The organism is Coprococcus sp. ART55/1, from assembly GCF_000210595.1.
Classification (GTDB): Bacteria; Bacillota; Clostridia; order Lachnospirales; family Lachnospiraceae; genus Coprococcus; species Coprococcus aceti.
This window is the reverse complement of sequence record NC_021018.1, coordinates 2395540-2417457: the sequence shown is the minus strand read 5'-3', so window position 1 is coordinate 2417457 and position 21918 is coordinate 2395540. Positions and strand designations below refer to the sequence as shown.

The window sequence follows — 21918 nt, the reverse complement described above, 5'->3', positions numbered from 1 at the left end:
AATCTAAATTTGTTTTATTGTTCAGCAATTAATTCAATGCCTGAGAAAGTACGTTCAAGTTATCTTCCATCACGTTCAGATACGTCTCACCATCAGCTACAGTCTTTGCAGTCACAGACTGCATCGAATTCATCGTCAGGATCTCCTGATTTTTCGAATCTGTTGTCTTCTTTATCGACTCTGCTATACTGTGATCCGCACCCTCTATCGTCAGAATAACCGGAAGCTTTAACTCATCCACCTTCTGCGCAAGGAATGTTATTGTCTCAAAACCTGCCTCCGACTCAGCACTGCATCCCACAAATGCAGCATAGTAAGTAAGCCCATAATCATCCGCCATATATCGGAAAGGGAATCTGTCGCCAAACAGAATTGCCTGACGTTTTCCCTTAGAAACTGTTAGTTCGTACCTTCCATCAAGATCATTGAGTTCATCAACGTACTTACCTGCATTCGCCATGTAATCAGATTTATTATCTGGATCAAGCGCCTGGATATTATCCGCCAACACATTCGTCAACGCCACTGCGTTCTTGAGTGAAAGCCATACATGTTCATCATACTCCGGGCCTTCCTCTCCTTCCTCTTCTTCCTCTTCTTCCTCTGCCTGCATGCCTGGAACAACCTCTTCCTCTTTGACTGCAGTTCCCAAAGCGTCAAGCATATTTACAACCTTCATATCCTTATTAGTCGCTTCTTTCAGGGCACTATCCACCCAGCCATCAGACTCACCGCCAACATACACAAACATATCTGCGTCAGCTATCTTTGCTATATCCTCTGCAGTTGGCTGATAACTGTGAAGATCCATCCCCTGATCGAGCAGCATAGTAAGCTGAAACTTGTCGGAATCACCGCCTATAATATTGCGGATCCAGTCATACTGAGGAAAAGTCGTACATACAATGCTGTACGCCGCAGCATTTGCCGTATTTTCAGGCACACTGCCCCCTTTCTGATCAGAATCTGCTGCCGTCATTGATGCTCCGCAGCCACAAAATGCTGAAACAGTAAGTACCGATGCCATAACAAGGCCAAATATTCTATTTTTCATAATGATCAATAAACCTCCGAATTGATTGATAAAATTGACAGGCATATTTTGATGCCTATAATTGGGTAAATTTAATAAACTGCCTCTAGATCAAAAACACCAATAATAAGTATTCGCCCTTATCTTTAGATGTATTTCCAGACGCAATTCTCAGTCAATATCCGTACTTTAAATCAATTCAGCAATTCCACCTTCAGGGAAACGAGCGTATCGGTACAATACTCGTGGGTATACACCAATACAACTCCAAGTGTGAACACACTTAAGAACGCCAGGAACACTGGCGTAGTTGACATTGTCTTTATATTTGAAAGGAACTGTGCAGCCTGCTGCAAATGCATACATATAGGACATTCCTGCCCCGTACAGTCATGCTCCACATTGCGCGCAATATAGCCGTAAGAGAAAAGTACTCCCGATACAAAGAACACTATAAGAATCCATGACATTATTCTCTTTTTACTCATTCTGCACACCTCCTTTTCATTGTAGGAATTTGGGGATATATAGTTTTCGTTGTGACCGTAACGATACAATCCCATCTGTAACAATCACGTTTAGTTTAGACTACAGCGACTCCACAACGTCTCTGACAATCTTTGCAAATACCACATATCGACGATCTGTCACAGTCGATCATAAATCCATACCTCTCCTGAACTCCTTTAGCTATGTGATTCATGGTATCGCGGTCAATATGTATGACTCTTCCGCACTTAACACACTGCATATGAAGGTGTTCGTGACAACTATGATCAGCCTTTTCCATTCTATACATACTTGAACCACCATCAGCACTCTGATACTTTATCAATTTGTCCTGGGTAACCATGCGGTCAAGATTGCGATATACAGTTGTTGTATTCGCATCTATGCCATTCTCATCCAAATACACACTTACATCAGCCGCGCAAAACCCTCTGTCCTGCCTCTCTGCAGCAAATGCCTCTATAGCCTGACTTATTCTCGTTTTATACTCCCTCGCCATAATATTCCTCTTTTTCGAATTTGCAAGTCATTTGCATTTTACTGTATCATAAAGGGCTTTTAACTTTATGTCAACACTTTTTTATCACTTTTCCATCACTACTATCTTGTTTGATATATTGCTGACAAATGGTATTTTGCCAATGACTTTATATACCGGTATGAACTCAGCCATTCCTTCTACAAGACTGTGCTGTTCTATGTATCTGTATTTCGGTATGATCTCCGCCAGCTTCTTTCCATTTGACACGCCCCAGGAAAACCTGGCATAGCTTCCATGGATGGATTTCTCCTTGATATGCTTTGCCATGAACGGAGCCATAGTCTCTACGAGCACCGTAGCATGAGTAAATTTCCTGTCTATTATGTCGAATATTTTCTTCACATCAGCTTCTGTGAGATACATCGTAAGCCCCTCTATGATGACCAGCACAGGTTCACCTGCATACTCTACCATGTCTGCCCATTTGCCGTCCATGGCGGATTCCGCTATCTGGTACACCGGTCCGTCCTCCTGCAGGAACTTTGCCCTTACAGTCATGGTCTCCGGGAGATCAATGTTGTACCAGCCTTTATATCTACCCTCATTTCTATAGCAACGGGTGTCAAGACCACAGGCGATATTCACAACCACAGCACCCTTGTGCTTCTTCAGGAATTCTGATACAAGCTTATCAAGCACTATGGTTCTCGCTATAACTCCGCTCCCCATCGCCAGATCCTTGTCCGCCAGTGAAAAGTCATAATCCAGGCTGTCAACTATCTCTATGGCCTTGCCATCATATATGACATGATCCGGCTTTCTCGATTCCTTCGCCCTGGCATAAAGCGTCTGGAGCATCGTCTCCGGGACTCCCGTTATATCTACCTTTGATCTGCTTACTGTATTGTTCTGTGTGCTAACCATTTTCTCATTTCCTCCTGCTTTTTAATTGTGCAAACGCATGAGAGGCGCTGCGCGCGGCGTTTGCGTGCTTCACAACATGTCGTCAAGCGCAGCTTGATGACCTGCGCGCACATCAGTGCGCTTCCTCTGTCGGAATCCTCCCACTTACGTGGGTCCCTCCTTATAATGGAGCAAACGCATGAGAGGCGCTGCGCGCGGCGTTTGCGTGTTTCACAACATGTCGTCAAGCGCAGCTTGATGACCTGCGCGCACATCAGTGCGCTTCCTCTGCCGGAATCCTCCCACTTACGTGGCCCCCTCCTTATGAAATATAACATTTGTCATGTTTTGTTATGTTCATAAAAATAAGAGGTTCATCATCGATGAACCTCTTTCTTTAAACTCTCTATCAACTTTTCTGTACCGCCGGTGGCATGAATGCCAATCTTTTCTGTCAGATACATTTTCTTCTCCACATCTACATCCTCGTTCAGTATCGCCATGGCTCCTTCAAGCCGCATCTTAGCCAGCACGCGAACCAAAGTCTCATCCGGCTCGCATCCAAGCTGTGACCTGTAATATGCCGCAAATGAATGTCTCATGAACTCCTCAACCCTCTGGTGATAATTCTCATAGCAGCTGCCGTCAGCGCCATGCATGATGATCATTACCTCTTCCCTGTGTGCCAGAAGGAATTGCATCATAATCTTATCTGCATCTACGCCCGTGGCGGGGTTCTCAATCTCCCCCTTCATAAGTTCTCCAAGCATGGCTTCATATTGGTTCACAAGCGGTTCAAGTATCGCCTTAAACAGAGCCTCCTTGCTCTCAAATGAAAAGTAGAAAGCTCCGGTGGTAACTCCAGCACTCTTGCATATCTTTCTGAGGCTTGCCCTCTGGTAACCATTTTCAAGGAATTCCTCTTTACCTGCTTTTTTCAGTTTTTCTATCGTTTCACTGCGCTTGTCGTTTTCCATAACATATGTTATGTTAGCACAAACTAACTAGTCTGGCAACATATTTTTTATATGTAATGCCTTTCTTTACGCCCTGGCATTTTTCCTACTATCCACTACACACAACATTCTTTCAGTAACTTTAACGTATTCTTTCTTTCAGGTATTTCCTTACCGTCTCAAGCCCTCCAATTGGCACGCAGAACTTCTGGTCATGATTCTTACATGCCTCATAAGTGTCCTCAAGATCAAACCAGCACACGCCGTCAAGCTCTTCCTTCTGTATTGTCAGATCTGCTATGTCCACCTGTTTCTGATACACGAACACAAATGCCACCTCATTGTCCCTGAACATTTTGCCGTGAAATTCCTTCTCATACTGGATTCTGAATGTTCCCGCAAAATCGAGGTCTTCATTTTGGGCATTTATGCCCAACTCCTCCCCCAGTTCTCTGAGTGCCGACTCCATCGGTTCATCACCCGCCTGTATATGTCCGGCAGAGGAAGTGTCATACCTTCCGGGAAAAGAATCCTTATCCATCGACCTCTTCTGCAGAAGAACCTTATACCTTCCATTCTCTTGCTTCGCTATCCAGATATGGGCAGTCCTGTGACATATGCCTTTTGCATGTGCCTCGCTCCTCTCCACTGTGTCTCCGGTAGGGTTGCCCTGTTCGTCGCATATATCAAAAAGTTCCATTATTTTGTACCGTCCTTATTCATTCATACATGAACCATTATTGTTTATCAACTCCGATTTGTAAAGCAAACAGCTAACATTTTTCTACTATTCTACACTTTGTATACTTTTATAAACGTTTTATAAAATATCAGTAATTGCACTTGATATTGATCACTTTTTAGGATATTCTCAGATCACTATAAGTTACTAAATAAGTCAGCTCTAATTGACACTAACATTATTGAATGTTAGAATTCTTGTATGATATGATTATGGTAACCTTACCATGCGAAATGGGAACTTTAAGAGATGGGTGTTCTACCATATAAAACAAATGAACAATTTTAATATGGATGTTCTGCCATACAAAATGGAACAATTTTATGGGAGCCCTACCATGCAAAAAGGTTTTTAAGAGCTGTGCATTTTAGCACAGCTCTTTTATATTCTCAGAAAGGCGATAATGGATATCCTAAATTTTTACTATATTGATTTAAAATACATAAGAAATCTGTCTCGTGCAGATGACAACGTAATGTCAGTCTCCCCTCAGGTAGGTAAGGAGAATCGACCATTTCTTGGAATAATCATTCTTATAGGTGGTCAGAAATATTGCATCCCCCTTACCTCACCAAAAAAGAAATTTGAAAATATGAAAAGCCAGATTGATTTCATCAAAATATTTGACCACAACAGCAGGCATCCTGAGTATTCTTCTAAAATCATAGGAATTCTCAATCTAAACAATATGATTCCAGTTAACAACTCAATTATATCTAAGGTCAATCTGAAATTAAACCCTCACGATACCCCAGATAAAACAAAACGAAAGATTCTTATTCAGAAACAATTATCCTGGTGTCGGGATCATTCCGATACTATAATCAACAAAGCCAATAAAGTCTACTCTCTCATAACTGATTTTCCCGACAAAAATCGCAACCTTACAAAAAGATGTGTAGACTTTAATAAACTTGAGCAAATTTTATCTAAATACTCAGATGACTAAAATCCCTACACCACCAGCCTCGCCTTCGCCCTGCCGGTTCTGTCCTTTTCCACCACGATCTGCTTGTCAATCTTCTCCTTGAGTTCAGTCACGTGCGATATTATTCCCACCAGCTTGCGTCCCTCGGTCACGCTGACCAGCGCTTTGTATGCCTGTGGCAGAGTCTTTTCTGTATCAAGGGATCCAAAGCCCTCATCCACAAACATGGTATCTATCTGAATTCCGCCAGCCGAGGCCTGCACCTCATCGGAAAGTCCAAGCGCAAGGGAAAGTGAAGCCATGAATGACTCGCCCCCAGAAAGAGACTTAACGTCTCGTCTGCTGCCGTTGTAATGATCCACAACACAGAGGTCAAGGCCGATCTGGCTTCGCCTGTCACTGCTGTCCGTCACACGCCCCAGTTCATACTGACCGTCTGACATCTTCAGAAATCTCAGATTTGCACGCTGAATTATCCTGTCAAAATACGACATCTGTATGTATGCCTCTAGGTTTATCTTATTCTTGCCGGATACATTCCCTGAGGCAGTGTCATAGAGCGACTTCACACTGACGTATTCCTTTTCTTTTGCCAAAAGCTCATCGGACTTTCTGCCGATATTCGCCATCGCCGTTTCATTTGCACGGATGCGGCTGTTTCCATCCTGCATGAGAAGTCTGATCCTTCCCAGCTCATCTCTTGCTGCGTTTTTATCTTCCTCAAGCTTGGCAAGTTCAAGCTTCTCTGCTGACTCCAGCGTGTCTGTCAGAGCCTTTATCTGCCCCTCCAGCGTCTTAATATCCTGGATCACAGCATTATATTTCTTCTCAGAGACGTCAAATGAATCCTGCAATTTCTTTGCTCTGCCAAGAATCTCGTTCATCTGCGTTTCCGCCTCACTCCGATTCCTGAATCTGAGCCCCGCGGCCAGTTCTGTCGCCTGTTCTCTGTCTGAGACAACCTTTGCCGTGAGCGCCGATATATTTCTCTCAAGCTCCGCCAGCTTAACCTGCATCCCGGCAAATGTTTCTTCTTCCTGAGGAAGTTTTGCAGCAAGCTCATCCCTTCTGCTGACCCTTTTGCGTTCAGCCTCAATCTGTCTGTCAGTCTCCGCAATCTTCTCATTATAGTATCCAATATTCTTCTCAACCTTTTCCGGCAGAACATCTATATCCTCCGGATCGTCAAATTTCCTTCCAGCCTGCTCAATAATGCTGTTTCTGATCTCCATGACGCTGGCAAGCTTTACCTTTGCATCCGTAGCACTGGCATTTGCCCTGTCGCGGGCTTTGTCAGCATCCTTCTTCGCATCATCTAACTGTGCATCTGTCGGAGCCTCCTTTGGCAGCGATGCAAGGAGTTTGTGCTCCGTCGCACCGCACACAGGGCACGCCTGTCCCTCCTTCAGATCCTTTGCTAGGATCCCCGCCTGGGCATTCCTGTAGAGCGTGCTCATATGCTCATACATATCCTGCTTTCTGGTATACATCTCATTATCAAACAGATACTGCTTCTGTGCTTTGTCCACCGCCTGCTTTCTTCTGCTGTATTCCATGAGCAGTCTGCTTATGCCATTCAGATAGTCAACAGCGTCAGCCATCTTCTCCCTCGATGCCGTGATTGCAACTATTTTCTCCCCCGCATCCGCAAGCTGTGTCTGCTCCTGCCTCAGCTTTTCTATGCTCTTCTGTTTGTCTGTCACAAGCATTCTGCCCTTCTCGGCCTGTTCATTTTGCCTTTGCAGGAGCTGTTCCTCGTCTGCAATATTTTTTCGCTTCTCGTCCAGTTTCTCATAGTTTGGAAGCTCGTTATTTATAACTGCTGCCTGCCTTTGGAGCTCTTCCGTCTCTGGGAGCGCTTCCTTTGTCCTGTTTAGCTCTGTCTCAGCAGTAGTTCTGTCATTCTGTACATTTGCAAGCTCCAAATGTGTCTTTTCAAGCTGCACTCTGGCTTTCTCTGTCTGCTGTGCCTTGCCTATCAGCGTGTCAAGTTCCCCGACCCGGGTCTCAAGTGTACCGATCTGCTTCTCATATGAATCCGTTCTTGCCTTCTCCGTTACAATAAGCTTTCCGATGAGTTTGATCACCTCATCAATTGGCATCTGGCCGTCCTTCGCTTTTTGGACACTGAGCCCAAAAGGGTCATCCTCTCCGCAGACTATCCCGGATATATACTGCTCTATACTCTTCTTCATATCGTCCCGTTCACTCTGAAGCTTTCTCGTCTCATCCTGAAGACGCTTCTGCAGAACAAAATACCTTGATGTGTGAAAAAGCTTGCTGAATATCTTCTGTCTGTCCCCGGACTCCGCCACCAACAGTTCCTTGAACTCGCCCTGGGCAAGCATGGATATCTGCGAAAACTGCTCTCTGTCCACACCCAACAATTCCTGAAGATATGAATTTACCTTCGTTCTGTTGGAGATGACCGAGTCATCCGGCAGATACAATTCTGCAGCCGCATCCTGCAGGGTAGTTCCTTCACCTTTTTTCTTACGTCTCTCATAGGAAGGATTTCTTTTAACTCTGTAAGTCTTCCCCATATGATCAAATGTCAGTTCAACGTAGGTATCTGTGTCCACATCGGCATACGTTGATCTCATCATCCTCGCATCACGGCTCGCTCCGCTCGGCTCATCATACAGCGCATAACAGATGGCATCGAATATCGTGGTCTTTCCCGCACCTGTATCCCCAGTCACAAGATACAAGCCTTCAGCCCCAAGCTGGGCCATGTCAAGCATCTGGACTCCCGCATATGGTCCAAATGCCGACATCGTAAGATTTATGGGTCTCATCACCAGGCCTCCTTTCACAATGTATCGCCCCTCTCGCCTCCGCGAGCGTGGCAGGTCGTCGGAGCGCATTTGAGTTATTCGCTTCGCTCATAAGCGCTCCTCCTTCCATATAGAGTCTATAATATCCTGAACAAAACTCCTCTGTTCATCGCTCATTTCCTTGTTGTTCTGCTTCTCATACAACTCTCCAAACAGATCTATAGGCTTTTTCCCTTCAAGCACAGCGCCATCGTCTATCGTCTGTGTCACACGGGTTCTGGTGTTGTCGTATCCAAGCTTCATCACATTTGGATAGACCGTTCTGAGTTTTCCCAAAGCATCCGGCACGTCATCCTCGTCCGTGAGAACCACATACAGATAATCATCCACAGCCGTCCCCTCATAGTTTCGCCTGTCCATCAGCTCGTCAAATGTTCCCTTTACCTCGCGCAGCTCATGCATCGGAACAAGCGGAACAGTCCTTATCTCTATTTTCTTGTTCTCAGGGATGTCAACAACTGTCACCGATTTGGTGTGGTTAGCCTCCGAAAGAGAATACTTAAGCGGTGTTCCACAGTATCTGACAGTCTCCCTGCCCACCTTCTGCGGCCCATGTATATGCCCCAGCGCCACATAGTCAAATGAGTCGAATACCGACACATCCACATTGTCCAGACCGCCCACATTCTCCTCCGACTCCGAGCGCACAGCCCCGGTCACGAACTGGTGGGCCACAAGGATATTTGTAACCTTCTCATCAACATCCATGTGCTCCACCGCCACACGGCAGGCATCCGTGTAATCCTTTATATAATCCGCCTCATCAGGGAATACCGCTCTGACCATTGCCGGCTTCACAAATGGCAGCATGTATATGTTCGCCATCTGTCCTTTTCCATCCTCCAGCTTATATGGTCTGACCAGCCCATCTCCCATCATGGCTATCTGTGCCGAATCATATACCGGCGATATATGGATTCCACTGAGATCAATCAGACTTGATGCAAATGCCAGCTTGGCCGCCGAATCATGGTTGCCGCTGATGATATATACCTGCAGCTTTCTCTTTGCAAGCGAAGTCAGGAAGCTGTCCAGCAGTTTCACCGCCTCCTCGCTCGGCACAGACTTATCATATACATCCCCGGCTATGATGACTCCATCCGGCTGCTCATCATCGATGATGCCCAATATTTCTTTTAATATATACTCCTGATCCTCCAACATAGAAAATTCATTTACACGCTTTCCTATGTGAAGATCAGATAAATGGATCAAACGCATATACACTTCCCCTTTAAACAAAACATTCGTTGAAATAATTATAACATCACCGACAATATATCCCAATTATGTTTATCTTAATTTCGTTGATTTCGGTTTCTCCGCTACATGAAATACCATATTCGTCATATACTATGTAATATAGCACTAGTTTTCATCGGAGAACTCTCTATGGCAACTACTAACAAACTCAATTTTTTTCGTTTTTTCTTCATATCGATCCTCGGAGTGCTGCTGCATTTCACCTACGAGTGGTCAAATGACAATCCCGCTGTCGGACTATTCTCGGCAGTGAACGAGTCAACCTGGGAACACCTGAAACTTATATTCTTTCCAATGCTCCTGCTGACAATGATTGAATTTCTCTGGGCTCATATAAAAGATAAGCCCCTGCCGGAACATTATCTTCCAGCAAGGACTGTCGGTATCCTGTCAGGTATGGCATTCATTGTGGTCGGTTTCTACACTCTAAACGGTGTACTGGGCAGGAATTATGAGTTTCTGAATATCGCACTTTATTTCGCCGGTGTTATGTATGGCATTGAGGGCTGAGAACAGATTAGAATCTAAGCAAATGTGCATAAATGACTACGTTGCCATGACCATCCTGGCTATTCTCGCGGTTGCATTCTTTGCATTTACCAACTATCCGCCTGAACTTGGGATATTTTCGGATCCTACAGCAGATTAACCACACACATCAAAAGCACCACCTGCATTACAAGTATAAGTGGCACTCCAACCGAGAAATAATTCTTCCTTATCTTATGCCTGAACACCACCATTCCAAGCAGAGCACCGATACTTCCACCGGCAAATGCCATGCCGAGAAGGACCGCTATGGGGATCCTGTATCCTCCCTTGACCGCTCTGTATTTGTCAATTCCGAACATGACAAATGTTACAACACTCACTGCCGCAACGAACCAAAGTGTCCATCTGTATTCCACAAACACATCCCAGAATGCAAAGCTCCATTTGCCCACAGGTCTGAGCTTCCACGTCATGAACACCGCAAGTTCTATCACACACACGCACACAGTGAACACTCTCAGCATCATATTCGTCTTGGAGGCCGTCCTGTCACACAACGCAAATGCTATTATCATGCCAGGGGCACCACCGGCAATGGCTATGATCCCCAGCAGAACACTGAGCGCCTTATGGCTTGTTCTCCTGCGTCTCGCAGCCGTCACTCCATCAAGGACAGCTCCTAGTATATTTATACATATCAGATATATGATCAACTTATCCATTATATATACCCACCTTGTCTACTGACATTGTATACATAGTTCCACTCTCCTATATACTTCTACTGATCTGCGATGAGCACCTGCGGCTGAACCTTTCTGATGTTCCCCGCTCTGATAAATGCTACCACAGAGAATAACACGCTCATAAATACCAATGGTATAACCAGTGATATCACGCTTGTACTTAAATTAAAACTGTATATTCCAAATGATTCAAATCCTGCCTTGAAGAATGGCTTGCTGACGATAAGTGCCAGAACTATACCAAGCAGCGAACCCACAACTGCCGTCACGATAAAGCGAACCGCAAGCTGGCATCTGAGTCTGAAGGATGTAAATCCAAGTGCCTTGTATATTCCGATATCCTTCTGCTCACGCATGAGAACCTTGCCACACACGATTATGACCGTGACTATCACGAATACAGCCCCTAACATATATGTGAGCAATGTGAGTCCCTGTATTGCAATGTTGACTGTACCCGCCACTTCTTCAAAATCATCCTTTGCTGAATGTATTGAATACGTGATGCCCTGATTATCGCCATATCTCTTATCTATCTCCTGGATTATCGCATCACATTCATCAGTATTGTCAAGATCATAACATATTCCTTTGCCGCTCCATTCCTCCTCATCTGAACTGCTTTTGGCAGCTCCACTGACACCAGACTCACTTACGGTCTCTTCGCTGGCAAACTTACTATATGCAGCCTTACTAATTGCAAAGTTCTTGCCCATATCATTTGCCGAATCGTATATGCCGGAGATCACCATCTTCCTTGCCACGCCGCCGCGCTTGACTGTGACTGTGTCACCTACGTTCATGTGAAATCCATCAGCCACATACTGGGTTATCAGCACTTCATTGTCATATGTGCAGGTTCTTCCCTTTCTTATCGTGTTGATCATATCAGGGTCCTCCACTATATAACAATACATCTGCACATCATCGAACAGAAGGTACTCGCTGGACATTTGATATTTTCTATACGCTGTGTGTTCTGATATAACATTCTCTATATCCTTCTGCGTATCCTCATCGACAAACGAAGCAGTCAGGTCATACTTCGTGACTGAAAACATATCCACCAGCATATTCTGTGAATTAAACCAGCGCATCATATCATTCATAAGTATCATGAACATGGCAAGTATAGCAGTCACTATGATGGCTGCGGCATACTGTTTCTTCTCAGATATAAACTGTCTGTATGCAAGACTCACACCAAGTTTCTTGCCTGAGACCGGAAGCTTCAGAACGCTTGAGAAATGCACACTGTCCCGTCCACCTCTTATTGCCTTTATAGGTGTGGCCTCGGATATTCTCCTTGTCTTCAACATGATAAATGCTGCTACCAGAAGCAGTATCGCCAATATGACACACAGCACAAGTCCTACATTAATATCAGACGGAACTTCAAGTCCTGAAGAAGATCTTGTGGAACTATTTATAATTTTTAGTATCGGAATGGCCAGTGGTATTCCAGCAAACAGTCCAGCCGCCACAGTGCACATATACCCGGCAAGCAATGACAGCTTCACCGATGCATTTGTCATTCCGACCGCTTTGAGTATTCCTATGTTAACAAAATCCATCTCTATGCTGCTGCCGATGTTGTGTCCTAGAACTATCATAGCCGCCACCAGAAGCAGCACAACAAATATAAGCAGCACCGCAGAGAATACCTTTGTCATAAGAAGCATGTAACTTCCCGCCTGCTCCTTTGATAAAGTTATCCAGCAATATGACTCGAAATCACTCACATTATTCAGTTCTCTCTCAAACTCCATCTCCGTAAGGTCCAGGCCCGGCTTTTTATCTATTATGATAAGCTTTGACAATTCAAAGGATCTCTTGTCATCTTCCAGTCCGCTTCTATTATCTTCCGCAGCCTTTGCCTTGAGATCCGCAAAATCCTCATCTGAGATCAATATCGTCTTTATTCCCATGACCGAAGATCCCATATATGGATCCTCGAAAAATGACGCAACTTTGAAGGTATAAGAACCGTTATCATTGCCCAGCTCGACTGTATCACCAATCTTGCAGTCATACATACCTATGAAACTGAACGGCACACTTACCTCACCTTTTTCAAGCCGGCGATCTGTCATTTTGTTATCCACATCATACTGATCATATGTGAGCACGCTGTCTGTATCATTCAAAACGAAGCTGCTGTTTCCGCCTTTTCCATTGCAGTCCTTAAGCAGCAGATATACAACATCTGCTGCTTTCACTTCCTGCACCGCATCACATTTGCCAATATTCTTTATTATCTTGTCTGCACTTGTTCCATAGGCATCCAGCCTGTTCTCCCCATAAAGTGCGGCAAGCATACCTCCATAACCAACCTCTTCCATAGCTTCCGAATCATGCCTTATGGAATTCGTGTAGTAAGAAAGCACTGAACAGAATGCCAGAGAAATGATAAGCATGAGCACGAACACACTTATATGCACGCCCTTGTTTCTTCTCATATTTCCTCGAAGCACCATCATAATATATCTCATCCCGGCACCTCCTACCACTGCATTGAACCAAGCCATGCATCTATCTGGCTCTCACGGCTCTTGCGATCTTCTTCAATATACTGTGACAGCTTCAGCTCACCTATGATCCTTCCGTCCTCTATGTAGATGATCCTGTTCGCCCTGATAGCAGCCCTCACATCGTGGGTAACCATGAGTATGCTCTGTCCCTCCACGTTAAGCTCGGTGAGAAGGTCCAGCACATCCTGGGTATTTCTGCGGTTTAATGCGCCTGTCGGCTCATCCGCGAAAAGGATACCCGGACTGTTGATGACCGCTCTGGCAATAGCGCCCCTCTGTGCCTCTCCGCCGGACACCTGTGCAGGAAGTCGGTCAGCAGCACTTTCTATATTCATCTTTTTTATGAGTTCATCAGCCCTGTTTTCAGTCTCTTTTGTTCTCGTATCCTTATTCATATACCCCGGCACAAGTATGTTCTCTCTAATGCTGAGGTTACTAACAAGATGTATCTGCTGAAACACAAATCCAAACTCATACACCCTGAGTTCTGCCATGCGCTTCTCATTATATTCTGTTATATCCTCGCCATCATATATGACCTTTCCCGAAGTCGGTCTGTCCATCCCGGACAGACTGTAAAGCAGTGTGGATTTTCCCGAGCCTGACGCTCCCATGATGACTGTAAAATCTCCCTTATAGATATCCAGATCCATGTTGTTGAGCACATGATTCTGCACACCCTCACTGGAAAAGCTTTTGCAAAGGTCTCTTGCCTGAAGTATTATATCTGCCATTTTTCTCTCCTTTTTATAGTTGTAGCACGGGGGCATTCAGACATCCTCTACAGATCTTCACCTCGCCACCGTGCTACAACCATATCACCCTATTTATTAACAAGTCCTTAACAAACATTTTTTGCTGCAAAATATAACACTGCCTCCAGGCCATCAGCATGATTTACAAGTTCCACATCTCCGCCCATTCTGTCCATGAGATAATGGACAATAAATAGTCCAAGGCCCGCTCCAGGTTCATCACCGGAGTTTTCCCCTCGATAAAACTTCTCATATATGAACGGCATATCCTTATCCGGAATTCCTGTTCCATGATCCTTTATGGACAGACTGTATACCATATCAGCGCCGCTCACATGGACATTCCTTGGAAGTTTTTCGGGCGATATACATTCCGTAACAATACTTATCTCCGTGTCTCTGGCATACTTAGAGGCATTTGATAGTATATTTTCTATCACCTGAACCACTCTTCCCGAATCTGAATGCTCAAGCACTGCCTCGGTTATATCTCCATTCACCACGATATTCATACCAAGTCCTATATCTGACAGGATCTGTTCCAGCAGAGGTTTTATCTCAACCTTATCACTCTTCACCACCAGTCTGTCCAGATCATGCAAAGAATGAATAAACATGTCATTCGTTATGGACGTCACCTCATCACATTTCTTCATGATGACCGACGCATACCTCTCCCTGCGCTCCTGGGTGGCATCCATATTCATGACCAATGCCTCCGCATATCCTCTTATGGATGCGATCGGAGTCTTTATATCATGTGACAGCGTGGCTATAACTGTCTTGTTGTTCTCTATCGCTTCCTGCTCTCTACGCCTTGCATGCACTATCTCCGTTCTCATATGGTCAAATGCCCACGTGAAGCTTCCGAACATATTTACCCGTCTGTACTTAAGTTCGGTGTCCATATCCCCTGCTGCCAGATGTGATGCATAATCCTCCAACTCGTCAAATGGCCTGAGAACACACACGTATATGTACAGGAATAATACAATCACAACACACAGGACAACGATATACATGATCACTATATTTCTAAGTCCTGGCTTGCCGGTATCTAGCTTTTGTTCCCTGAGTTCATTCATTACAGCGTCAAGCTTTTCGTCAGCATCTGTGGATCCCGAATCATACAGTTGTTTCACTTCATTCAGTTCCACTATATACTGCCCATATTCATCATCTTTTATCCGCCGTGTCTCGTCCTGCTTCTCCCTGTAGAACAGCCAGCCAAAAACTATGGTTATAGCGCACATGAACACGATCAGCATTTTTATTATATTGCTTCTTACTGAATGTCGCTTCATATAAACTCCCTATAGCTGCCAAGTGGACATCCACCTTACAAGCTCATATTATTCTCACTGTCTTTGTCTATTCACTATCTCCCAGCACATATCCCGTTCCCCATACCGTACGGATAAGCTGCGGATGTGAAGGATCTGTCTCAAGCTTTTCCCTGAGCCACCTTACATGCACCGCAACCGTGGATGGCTCCACATCGCTGTACAGCCCCCACACGGCACTCATGATCTGTTCCTTGGTCAATACCCTGCCTCTGTTCTCCGCCATGTATACAAGCAGGTCAAATTCCTTCGGCTTCATATCCACATTACTTTTGTTTCTGTTCACAGTCCGTGCGTGCCTGTTGATCTCTATCTCGTTCCCGTCTGTGTTCAGGGTCAACATCTCAGACTTATTGTCATCAACACCATAAGTTCTCCTGAGTATCGAACGGATACGAGACATAAGCTCTTTCAGTGAATACGGCTTTGCGATATAGTCATCTCCACCCATATCAAGGCCATTCACCTTGTCATCCTCACTCGTCCTTGCACTTGCAAATATGATTGGCACCTGCGAAGTATGCCTGAGTTCTTTACAGAATGAGAAACCTGTACCATCGGGAAGATTGATATCCAGAAGTATGAGATCACATTTGTTATCTGTCAGCACTTCATATGCATCGTCTATGCTGGCTGCGTACAGAAAAGCATAGCCGTTGTCCTCCAGCATATCCTGTATCAGCATAGACAGATCAGCGTCATCATCCACTATAAGTATTGTTCTCTTGTCTGTATGCTTTTCTGTCATCCTATACCCTCCAATGTCTTCACTGTAGACAATTCATATTATATGACTCTAAACTGCCCACATATCGTCTGTAATATCATCCACAAGCAGTGCATACAGCCAACTATTTTTCTTTATTCACCAGCATGTCATATGTAACACCATACTTCTCCGCTATGTCACTGGCATATGATTTACCAGCAGGTGGCGCTATCTCGATCTTGTAAGATCTTTGTGAGCCCTCGTTGTGTACGATCAGCGAATATACCTTGCCCTCTGTACGCCCTTCATTCATCTCATCCACATCAAAGCCCAGCTTATGCATATGCGTGTTGTATATCGTTCTCGTTCCCTTTGTCAGAATAGCTCTCACGGAATCCCTGGCTATATAATAGCCCTCCTCAAATGATGTGGTTGAAAATGTCTCATTGAGAAGTATGAGACTGCGATCATTCGCACCGTCAAATATCTCCCTGAATCTCTTGCACTCCTCACCAAGTCTTCCAAGATCCAGGGTCTTGTCTTCGTCAGCAGGGAAATGTGTAAATACGCAGTCCACTGGAGCAAATTCAAATTCATCACCTGGGATATATATACCACCCTGAGCCAGTACAAAAAGCTGACCTATCGTCTGTGTTATGGTCGTCTTTCCACCCCTATTTGCTCCTGTCAGAATATACACTCTGTGCTCGCTGTCAAAGTCCAGATCATTGGTCACTATGTGCTCCGACTCCTCCGTGTCAAATGCCGCAAGCTTGATATTGTATATGCCACGAGCCTTCATATAATATCTGCTCTTTGAATCGTCCTCCTCGGAAATATCTGCATTCGGCTGATATGCAGAGTTCACAACCTTTGCCTTGGAAAATGCTGCGCCGCGTTTCTGCAGTTTTTCTATGTACTCAGCCCATCTTATATAGTAAGTGAGCTCAGGTATGAGATCCGTCATATCAGTTATAGTAATCGACACATACTTATTTAACGTCTCCCTCATCCTCTTGACAATTCTTGTTATGAGCTTGGTGACTACCCTGTCTGTATACCGCGTAATATCTTTGGATTTGTCAGAATCAGGAATACCAACCATTCCTGCCGCCAAGTTATTTGCACCTCCAGTTACCACTCTTCCCTGAAGTTCCTGCTGAAATTTGGATAATGCTTCATTTACCGCATCTAACGGCTGAAATCTGAAGTCACTCTTAGCGTCGAGGTTGTCACTTATCTTATCTCTGGACATCAAATGACCGTAGAAATTGCTCAGCACACCGCCCCTCGTAAATTGCTTACTATTTACAGATATCAAGCCAACGCCATCAGCCTCATATCTGCTGTTCAGATTAATTCCTATAGTTATACTTCGAACCTCACCACTCACCTTTTTCAGCTCTGATATGTCCTTCTTCAACTCACTGAAACCGTTGTCCTCATATATATTCTGAACATACTCCTTAAGACCTGTAAATCCCTCGGAATGCAAGTTTTTATCCTTCAGGCAGGAATATAACGAATCTACGCATTCTATGTAATCGTCTATCTCATCAAGTCTGTGCATAAGATCCCATATACCTGAATTCTCATCATAATCGCGTTTAAAGCTGCCGTAATCCTTGAGAAAGCTTATCTTCCCAAGAATCTCCATCATGTCGTCTCTGAGTTTTTTATTTCCAATTATGTCGTCAAACACACCACCTCTGTACTTTGTAACAGATGGATCTGCATATATCCGTGACATAACTCCCATTATATAATTCTGTTCAGACTCATTTGCCGACAGTTGTCTGCATATCATATCAAGCCCAAGGTCATGCATGACCACAGGGCTCAGTACCCTAAATGAATACTCACCATCCGGTACCAGAAGACTGTATTTTCCTGTTGTATTTTTCCCCATATCTACACCTTTCAAGTAATGCCTAAAGCCTGTCAATCCAGCTCATACCATATATCTTCCGCCAAGCTCAATTCTAATTTCTGCCTATCACCTTCATATACGCTGAAACCATCTCCACGACGCCGTCCACGCCGAGCTTCGCCTCATCAAGGCACAGGTCATAATGTCCTGAATATCCCCAGTTCTCTCCTGAGTAATAGTCATGATAGCTTCTTCGCTTGGCATCAGTCTCCTCCACAAGACTCTTTGCCTTTGATTCTGATATGCCATGCTTGTCCATTATCCTCTTTATTCTGCTGTCTTTATCTCCGCACAGGAATATTCTCACTGCATCCGTTCCTGTTCTTGAATGCAAAGTCCGAGGCTCTTCCCACTACAACGCCATCCTGTCCGTCAAGCAATCTCTCAAGTACATCCTCCGGGGTCTTTCTTCTCTTCACGACAAAGTCATCTGACACCGACTGCATCATAGAATCTATAGCCTTCTCTCCAAAGAAAAACGGATATTTGTCATACACACCCTTCTCCTTTGCCAGCCTTATTATCTCTTTCTTTGTGTAACAGGCTATACCATATTTTGAGGCAAGTCTTGCCGCCACCTCATCGCCGTCACATCCACACTCTCTGCCTATTGTAATTATCATTCTGTGCACCTCCACTCGTCATTCTTATATAATAGAAATGTCTCATCTCTATAACTCATCAAACAATACACCCCCATTATATTACAATATAGCTGCAGCTGCATCCTATAACTTGCAATATCTACCTCTTTAGAATCCCCGTTCCATACATACGAAATGCTTATCAAAAAGATCACACTCTCCAACCGTTTCAAAACCAATCTTGGCGTATGTCGAAAGCGCCACCACATGTCCTTCTCTGACAAGTATATGAACGCCCTTCATGCCTCTGCTTTTCAGGACATCACAGGCATAGTTCATCATAGTCTTCGCAATTCCCTGTCCCTGCATATCCTTCCTGACGCACAGCCTTGAAAGTTCTCCCGATGGAGCCAGATCTGCTCTCCAGCACGTAAGTGCCTCAACAGCATCGTCGTGATCTATGGATATTGTGGCTACAATCTCTTTTTTGTCATTCTTCATAACAAACAGATCCTCGTTCTTCAGGTCAAATGCTATGGTATTCTCGTCAGGATAATTCTCGCTCCACTCACACGGTCCACCTATCATGGCGTGATAAAGTGAGAGCAGTTCTTCTTTGTCTTCTGGTGTTGCATTTATTATCTTCATATGTCATCTATGTCCTTTCCATAATATAACTGTTGACTTTTCCTGTAGCATGTTTTATTCTTATTCCATTAAGAAATGGGTTTTCTACTGGGTAGGGTTTATACCTGACAAGGCTTGCTCGTTTCTTTTTTTATTTCTAAAACATCGTACAGATACATTTTCCCGGAAGCGGCATGTCTGATCAATAATCTTGCACTAAACACATTGTACCGCTCAACCTCACCACTTTCATCGTAAACCGGTAACGCAAATCTGGTATCATATCTATACCATCCATTTTTAGCATTACGGCTATGTTTCTCTTTTTTATTTTCTTCCGCCGTTTTGGATGTTGCTATTTCAATGATCTCTGGAATTGCCTGAGCCGCATTTGCCTTTGCTTTTGCCACTGCCCCTTTTATATGTTTTGTGTAATTAGATCCTGCATATTCGTCTGGCAAATCCGTACCGATATAAACTATATCTCCAGTCTCTGCTATAGAATAGAACTCTCCCACATACTGGCGCAGATATTCCTCAACATCGGGCCATGTTATAGAACGTTTTCCCTTAAAAATAATATCATTGATAACCACAATATTATTCCCATCCACATCCTGTATAACGGCAACTTTTCTCTGTGGTGTCCTGGTCTCTTTCGTCTCTGTCTTGTCAATAAGCTCCATATATCTGAGCATATGCTTTCTCACATAATTATCCGATCTGCGATAACACTCCACCAGATATTTCTCCTCGGCACTGTAATCTGTGCCACTGCTCTCAGCCCCGTCTTCTCCAAGCAGCTCTGCCAATGACATGCCAAGTGCCTTACAGATAACAACCAGCTTATCAGCCTGTGGATTGATCTTCTTCTTTTTCCAGTCATTTATAGTGCTGGTGGAAATCCCCGTTCGCCTCGAAAGCTCTGACTGGCTCATACTCAGATCATCAAGCCTTGCAAATATCTTCTCATATACCTTCAAAATATGTCCCCCTGTTTCTTCCGACTTTTCGGACATTGTATCATATATCAACCTTTACTGCAATATCTAAGGTTTGCTTTTCACTACCACTGTGCTATACTGTTCTCAGCAAATGAGTGATTGTACAAAGGCGCACAAGCTCCCAATGGGGCAGTGCGCCTTTTTTATGTCTTTTAGAAATTACAAATACGTATGCATCAAATGAAAGGGATTACAGATGTGAAGCTTGAAAATTATGAAGTACATCTGCCTAGCTACTCGATAGCTGTGGCTGTCGCTGATACCAGACTTACTATAATCGGAAAATGGATGAATTCGAGAAGGTATACGAGCTCAACAAAGCCATACATCTCCCAGTATGCCTGAATGACATAGAGATCACAGAAGGAGAGTGGGAAGAAACTAAGAGATAGCCTCCAGAAAAAGCATTGCCTCAATCGCCGGTGTCTTTGAAGCATATTCGGTATTTTCTATGCCATTGGTAAGCAACAGCCGTTCCCAAAGCTTAGGATAATTTGCGAAATCAAATGTATTGTCATCCAGTATCACGTATTCATCTATCTCGGGATGTTCCGCCAGATAGCTCTGAATGCCCTCTCCTCTGCCAACCCAGACATCGGTTGTCTTTCCAGACAGGCTTAGTCCAAATTTTCCCAGCATAGATACAAGATATGAGAAGTCATCCCCGTCTTCTCTCATAAGCTTCCAATCTGAAGTCAAAACGATCTCCGCATCTCCAAACTGTTTTAACGCCTTTTTCAGCAGCCTCACTCTGGACTCATCTATCCCGGTTCTTCCACTCGGTGCCCCCACAACTGTCGTCCGGGTATTCAATACACCATCTACGTCCAGAAACAATGCAAAGCTCATATGGCTTCTCCTTTCTTGTGAATGCCAGCACATATATAATGCGCTGGCATTTACCATTTATAAATCTCTCTTATCAAGATCAACTTATATCATATACACTTCTAAGCCTCAGCTTATCCACACTTCCACTTATAACCTTTACAGTCTTTGAATCTGCATTCAGGTCAAAATAGTTATCCGACAGGATAAGATCCTCATTCTGGTTCAGGATCTCCACACTCTTCGCATAAGCATCCGCACTGACTGTGATATAGTCGCCATCCACTGTCGCCTGCAAATGAGGCTCCTCGTAGCAGAAATACTTCGGATATGAGAATATGACAGTCCCCTCTGATATTACCTGTCCTTTCATGCTTGCCTGATAGCTCACATACTGATGGTAAATGTCGATACCAGGAAGTTCAACCTTGTCAAGCCATACGCTCGTCAGCGCTGGCGCAGTGATCTCCTCCTCGTGGGATTCAAGAACACGAGCTGACGCATCCCTCAACTGCCAGGACACAAGTATTTTCTCTGTGTTCATGGTTTCATTTGCCACACAGAGGCGTATGGACTTCGGGAATTCAAATGGGAGTCTCACCAGCTCCTGTCCGCTTCCAAGCATGCCCTCCTCTTCACAGGAGATCATGATCGGAGCAAAGAAACGTCTTGCATAGTAGTGAAGTGCCTTTAAGCGCTGGCAGTAATCCACACTG

General features: G+C 44.4%; 23 protein-coding genes. 3 read left to right on the top strand and 20 right to left on the bottom strand.

Features of this window, described 5'->3' with window-relative positions; all coding sequences use genetic code 11:
• Positions 1-28 precede the first annotated feature (28 nt).
• From CCU_RS10870 to CCU_RS10845, 6 genes are all read right to left on the bottom strand, one after another.
• The gene (locus tag CCU_RS10870) at positions 29-1054 is read right to left on the bottom strand and encodes a metal ABC transporter substrate-binding protein (RefSeq protein WP_015534693.1); all 1026 of its coding nucleotides are present in this window, start codon (positions 1052-1054) and stop codon (positions 29-31) included.
• A 173-nt stretch (positions 1055-1227) separates the two neighbouring features.
• Positions 1228-1521 carry a hypothetical protein gene (locus CCU_RS10865; RefSeq protein WP_015534692.1) on the bottom strand — a complete coding sequence of 98 codons (294 nt, stop codon included), beginning with the start codon at positions 1519-1521 and terminating at the stop codon, positions 1228-1230.
• Positions 1522-1616: 95 nt separating this feature from the next.
• Positions 1617-2042, bottom strand: coding sequence for a Fur family transcriptional regulator (locus CCU_RS10860; protein ID WP_015534691.1), 426 nt, complete (start codon positions 2040-2042; stop codon positions 1617-1619).
• Positions 2043-2126: 84 nt separating this feature from the next.
• The gene (locus tag CCU_RS10855; protein ID WP_015534690.1) at positions 2127-2948 is read right to left on the bottom strand and encodes a class I SAM-dependent methyltransferase; all 822 of its coding nucleotides are present in this window, start codon (positions 2946-2948) and stop codon (positions 2127-2129) included.
• A 356-nt stretch (positions 2949-3304) separates the two neighbouring features.
• Positions 3305-3904 (bottom strand): TetR/AcrR family transcriptional regulator, encoded by a 600-nt coding sequence (locus CCU_RS10850; RefSeq protein WP_015534689.1) that lies wholly within the window; start codon positions 3902-3904, stop codon positions 3305-3307.
• 121 nt (positions 3905-4025) lie between these two features.
• Positions 4026-4583: an NUDIX hydrolase gene (locus tag CCU_RS10845; protein ID WP_015534688.1), complete on the bottom strand. Its 558-nt coding sequence runs from the start codon at positions 4581-4583 to the stop codon at positions 4026-4028.
• 445 nt (positions 4584-5028) lie between these two features.
• On the opposite strand from CCU_RS10845, the gene CCU_RS10840 reads away from it, so the two are divergent.
• Positions 5029-5574, top strand: coding sequence for a type III toxin-antitoxin system ToxN/AbiQ family toxin (locus CCU_RS10840; protein WP_015534687.1), 546 nt, complete (start codon positions 5029-5031; stop codon positions 5572-5574).
• A gap of 5 nt (positions 5575-5579) precedes the next feature.
• Here the strand turns inward: CCU_RS10840 and CCU_RS10835 are convergent, their stop codons facing one another.
• A complete protein-coding gene (locus tag CCU_RS10835; RefSeq protein WP_015534686.1) occupies positions 5580-8351 on the bottom strand; it encodes an AAA family ATPase in 2772 nt (923 codons plus the stop codon).
• Positions 8352-8438: 87 nt separating this feature from the next.
• The gene (locus tag CCU_RS10830) at positions 8439-9611 is read right to left on the bottom strand and encodes an exonuclease SbcCD subunit D (protein WP_015534685.1); all 1173 of its coding nucleotides are present in this window, start codon (positions 9609-9611) and stop codon (positions 8439-8441) included.
• Between the two features lie 171 nt (positions 9612-9782).
• Between CCU_RS10830 and CCU_RS10825 the strand changes: the two genes are divergently transcribed.
• Positions 9783-10163 carry a DUF6512 family protein gene (locus CCU_RS10825; protein ID WP_015534684.1) on the top strand — a complete coding sequence of 127 codons (381 nt, stop codon included), beginning with the start codon at positions 9783-9785 and terminating at the stop codon, positions 10161-10163.
• Positions 10147-10302, top strand: coding sequence for a hypothetical protein (locus CCU_RS10820; protein WP_208896176.1), 156 nt, complete (start codon positions 10147-10149; stop codon positions 10300-10302). The genes CCU_RS10825 and CCU_RS10820 overlap by 17 nt, the downstream gene beginning before the upstream one ends.
• On the opposite strand, the gene CCU_RS10815 is transcribed toward CCU_RS10820, so the two are convergent.
• From CCU_RS10815 to CCU_RS10765, 12 genes are all read right to left on the bottom strand, one after another.
• Positions 10289-10867 carry a DUF1294 domain-containing protein gene (locus CCU_RS10815; RefSeq protein ID WP_015534682.1) on the bottom strand — a complete coding sequence of 193 codons (579 nt, stop codon included), beginning with the start codon at positions 10865-10867 and terminating at the stop codon, positions 10289-10291. The genes CCU_RS10820 and CCU_RS10815 overlap by 14 nt on opposite strands.
• Before the next feature lie 59 nt (positions 10868-10926).
• Positions 10927-13383: an ABC transporter permease gene (locus tag CCU_RS10810; protein WP_015534680.1), complete on the bottom strand. Its 2457-nt coding sequence runs from the start codon at positions 13381-13383 to the stop codon at positions 10927-10929.
• Between the two features lie 11 nt (positions 13384-13394).
• Positions 13395-14156 carry an ABC transporter ATP-binding protein gene (locus CCU_RS10805; protein ID WP_015534679.1) on the bottom strand — a complete coding sequence of 254 codons (762 nt, stop codon included), beginning with the start codon at positions 14154-14156 and terminating at the stop codon, positions 13395-13397.
• 107 nt (positions 14157-14263) lie between these two features.
• Positions 14264-15481: a HAMP domain-containing sensor histidine kinase gene (locus tag CCU_RS10800; protein ID WP_015534678.1), complete on the bottom strand. Its 1218-nt coding sequence runs from the start codon at positions 15479-15481 to the stop codon at positions 14264-14266.
• Between the two features lie 67 nt (positions 15482-15548).
• Entirely contained in the window at positions 15549-16268 is a 720-nt protein-coding gene (locus CCU_RS10795) for a response regulator transcription factor (protein WP_015534677.1), read from the bottom strand.
• A gap of 103 nt (positions 16269-16371) precedes the next feature.
• The gene (locus tag CCU_RS10790) at positions 16372-18138 is read right to left on the bottom strand and encodes a MutS-related protein (RefSeq protein WP_015534676.1); all 1767 of its coding nucleotides are present in this window, start codon (positions 18136-18138) and stop codon (positions 16372-16374) included.
• Positions 18139-18211: 73 nt separating this feature from the next.
• Complete coding sequence (locus tag CCU_RS14305) at positions 18212-18466, bottom strand: AAA family ATPase (RefSeq protein ID WP_256364700.1); 255 nt, start codon at positions 18464-18466, stop codon at positions 18212-18214.
• Positions 18441-18782 carry a cytidylate kinase family protein gene (locus tag CCU_RS14300; RefSeq protein WP_015534675.1) on the bottom strand — a complete coding sequence of 114 codons (342 nt, stop codon included), beginning with the start codon at positions 18780-18782 and terminating at the stop codon, positions 18441-18443. The genes CCU_RS14305 and CCU_RS14300 overlap by 26 nt, the downstream gene beginning before the upstream one ends.
• A 129-nt stretch (positions 18783-18911) precedes the next feature.
• On the bottom strand, positions 18912-19391 hold the full coding sequence (locus CCU_RS10780) for a GNAT family N-acetyltransferase (RefSeq protein ID WP_015534674.1): 480 nt from the start codon (positions 19389-19391) through the stop codon (positions 18912-18914).
• Positions 19392-19489: 98 nt separating this feature from the next.
• Positions 19490-20353, bottom strand: coding sequence for a helix-turn-helix domain-containing protein (locus CCU_RS10775; RefSeq protein ID WP_243440888.1), 864 nt, complete (start codon positions 20351-20353; stop codon positions 19490-19492).
• A 402-nt stretch (positions 20354-20755) separates the two neighbouring features.
• Positions 20756-21223 (bottom strand): HAD domain-containing protein, encoded by a 468-nt coding sequence (locus tag CCU_RS10770; RefSeq protein WP_015534672.1) that lies wholly within the window; start codon positions 21221-21223, stop codon positions 20756-20758.
• Positions 21224-21302: 79 nt separating this feature from the next.
• A partial coding sequence (locus CCU_RS10765; RefSeq protein WP_305803641.1) for a glycoside hydrolase family 2 protein occupies positions 21303-21918 on the bottom strand: 616 nt, incomplete at its 5' end.

Coding starts and splice junctions, on each gene's coding strand:
- CCU_RS10770 (WP_015534672.1), bottom strand. CDS start 21,223: ATGAGCTTTGCATTGTTTCTGGACGTAGATGGTGTATTGAATACCCGG.
- CCU_RS10800 (WP_015534678.1), bottom strand. CDS start 15,481: ATGAAGCGACATTCAGTAAGAAGCAATATAATAAAAATGCTGATCGTG.
- CCU_RS10820 (WP_208896176.1), top strand. CDS start 10,147: ATGGCATTGAGGGCTGAGAACAGATTAGAATCTAAGCAAATGTGCATA.
- CCU_RS10870 (WP_015534693.1), bottom strand. CDS start 1,054: ATGAAAAATAGAATATTTGGCCTTGTTATGGCATCGGTACTTACTGTT.
- CCU_RS10825 (WP_015534684.1), top strand. CDS start 9,783: ATGGCAACTACTAACAAACTCAATTTTTTTCGTTTTTTCTTCATATCG.
- CCU_RS10845 (WP_015534688.1), bottom strand. CDS start 4,583: ATGGAACTTTTTGATATATGCGACGAACAGGGCAACCCTACCGGAGAC.
- CCU_RS10810 (WP_015534680.1), bottom strand. CDS start 13,383: ATGAGATATATTATGATGGTGCTTCGAGGAAATATGAGAAGAAACAAG.
- CCU_RS14300 (WP_015534675.1), bottom strand. CDS start 18,782: ATGATAATTACAATAGGCAGAGAGTGTGGATGTGACGGCGATGAGGTG.
- CCU_RS10790 (WP_015534676.1), bottom strand. CDS start 18,138: ATGGGGAAAAATACAACAGGAAAATACAGTCTTCTGGTACCGGATGGT.
- CCU_RS10815 (WP_015534682.1), bottom strand. CDS start 10,867: ATGGATAAGTTGATCATATATCTGATATGTATAAATATACTAGGAGCT.
- CCU_RS10780 (WP_015534674.1), bottom strand. CDS start 19,391: ATGAAGATAATAAATGCAACACCAGAAGACAAAGAAGAACTGCTCTCA.
- CCU_RS10865 (WP_015534692.1), bottom strand. CDS start 1,521: ATGAGTAAAAAGAGAATAATGTCATGGATTCTTATAGTGTTCTTTGTA.
- CCU_RS10860 (WP_015534691.1), bottom strand. CDS start 2,042: ATGGCGAGGGAGTATAAAACGAGAATAAGTCAGGCTATAGAGGCATTT.
- CCU_RS10855 (WP_015534690.1), bottom strand. CDS start 2,948: ATGGTTAGCACACAGAACAATACAGTAAGCAGATCAAAGGTAGATATA.
- CCU_RS10830 (WP_015534685.1), bottom strand. CDS start 9,611: ATGCGTTTGATCCATTTATCTGATCTTCACATAGGAAAGCGTGTAAAT.
- CCU_RS10835 (WP_015534686.1), bottom strand. CDS start 8,351: ATGAGACCCATAAATCTTACGATGTCGGCATTTGGACCATATGCGGGA.
- CCU_RS10805 (WP_015534679.1), bottom strand. CDS start 14,156: ATGGCAGATATAATACTTCAGGCAAGAGACCTTTGCAAAAGCTTTTCC.
- CCU_RS10850 (WP_015534689.1), bottom strand. CDS start 3,904: ATGGAAAACGACAAGCGCAGTGAAACGATAGAAAAACTGAAAAAAGCA.
- CCU_RS10795 (WP_015534677.1), bottom strand. CDS start 16,268: ATGACAGAAAAGCATACAGACAAGAGAACAATACTTATAGTGGATGAT.
- CCU_RS10840 (WP_015534687.1), top strand. CDS start 5,029: ATGGATATCCTAAATTTTTACTATATTGATTTAAAATACATAAGAAAT.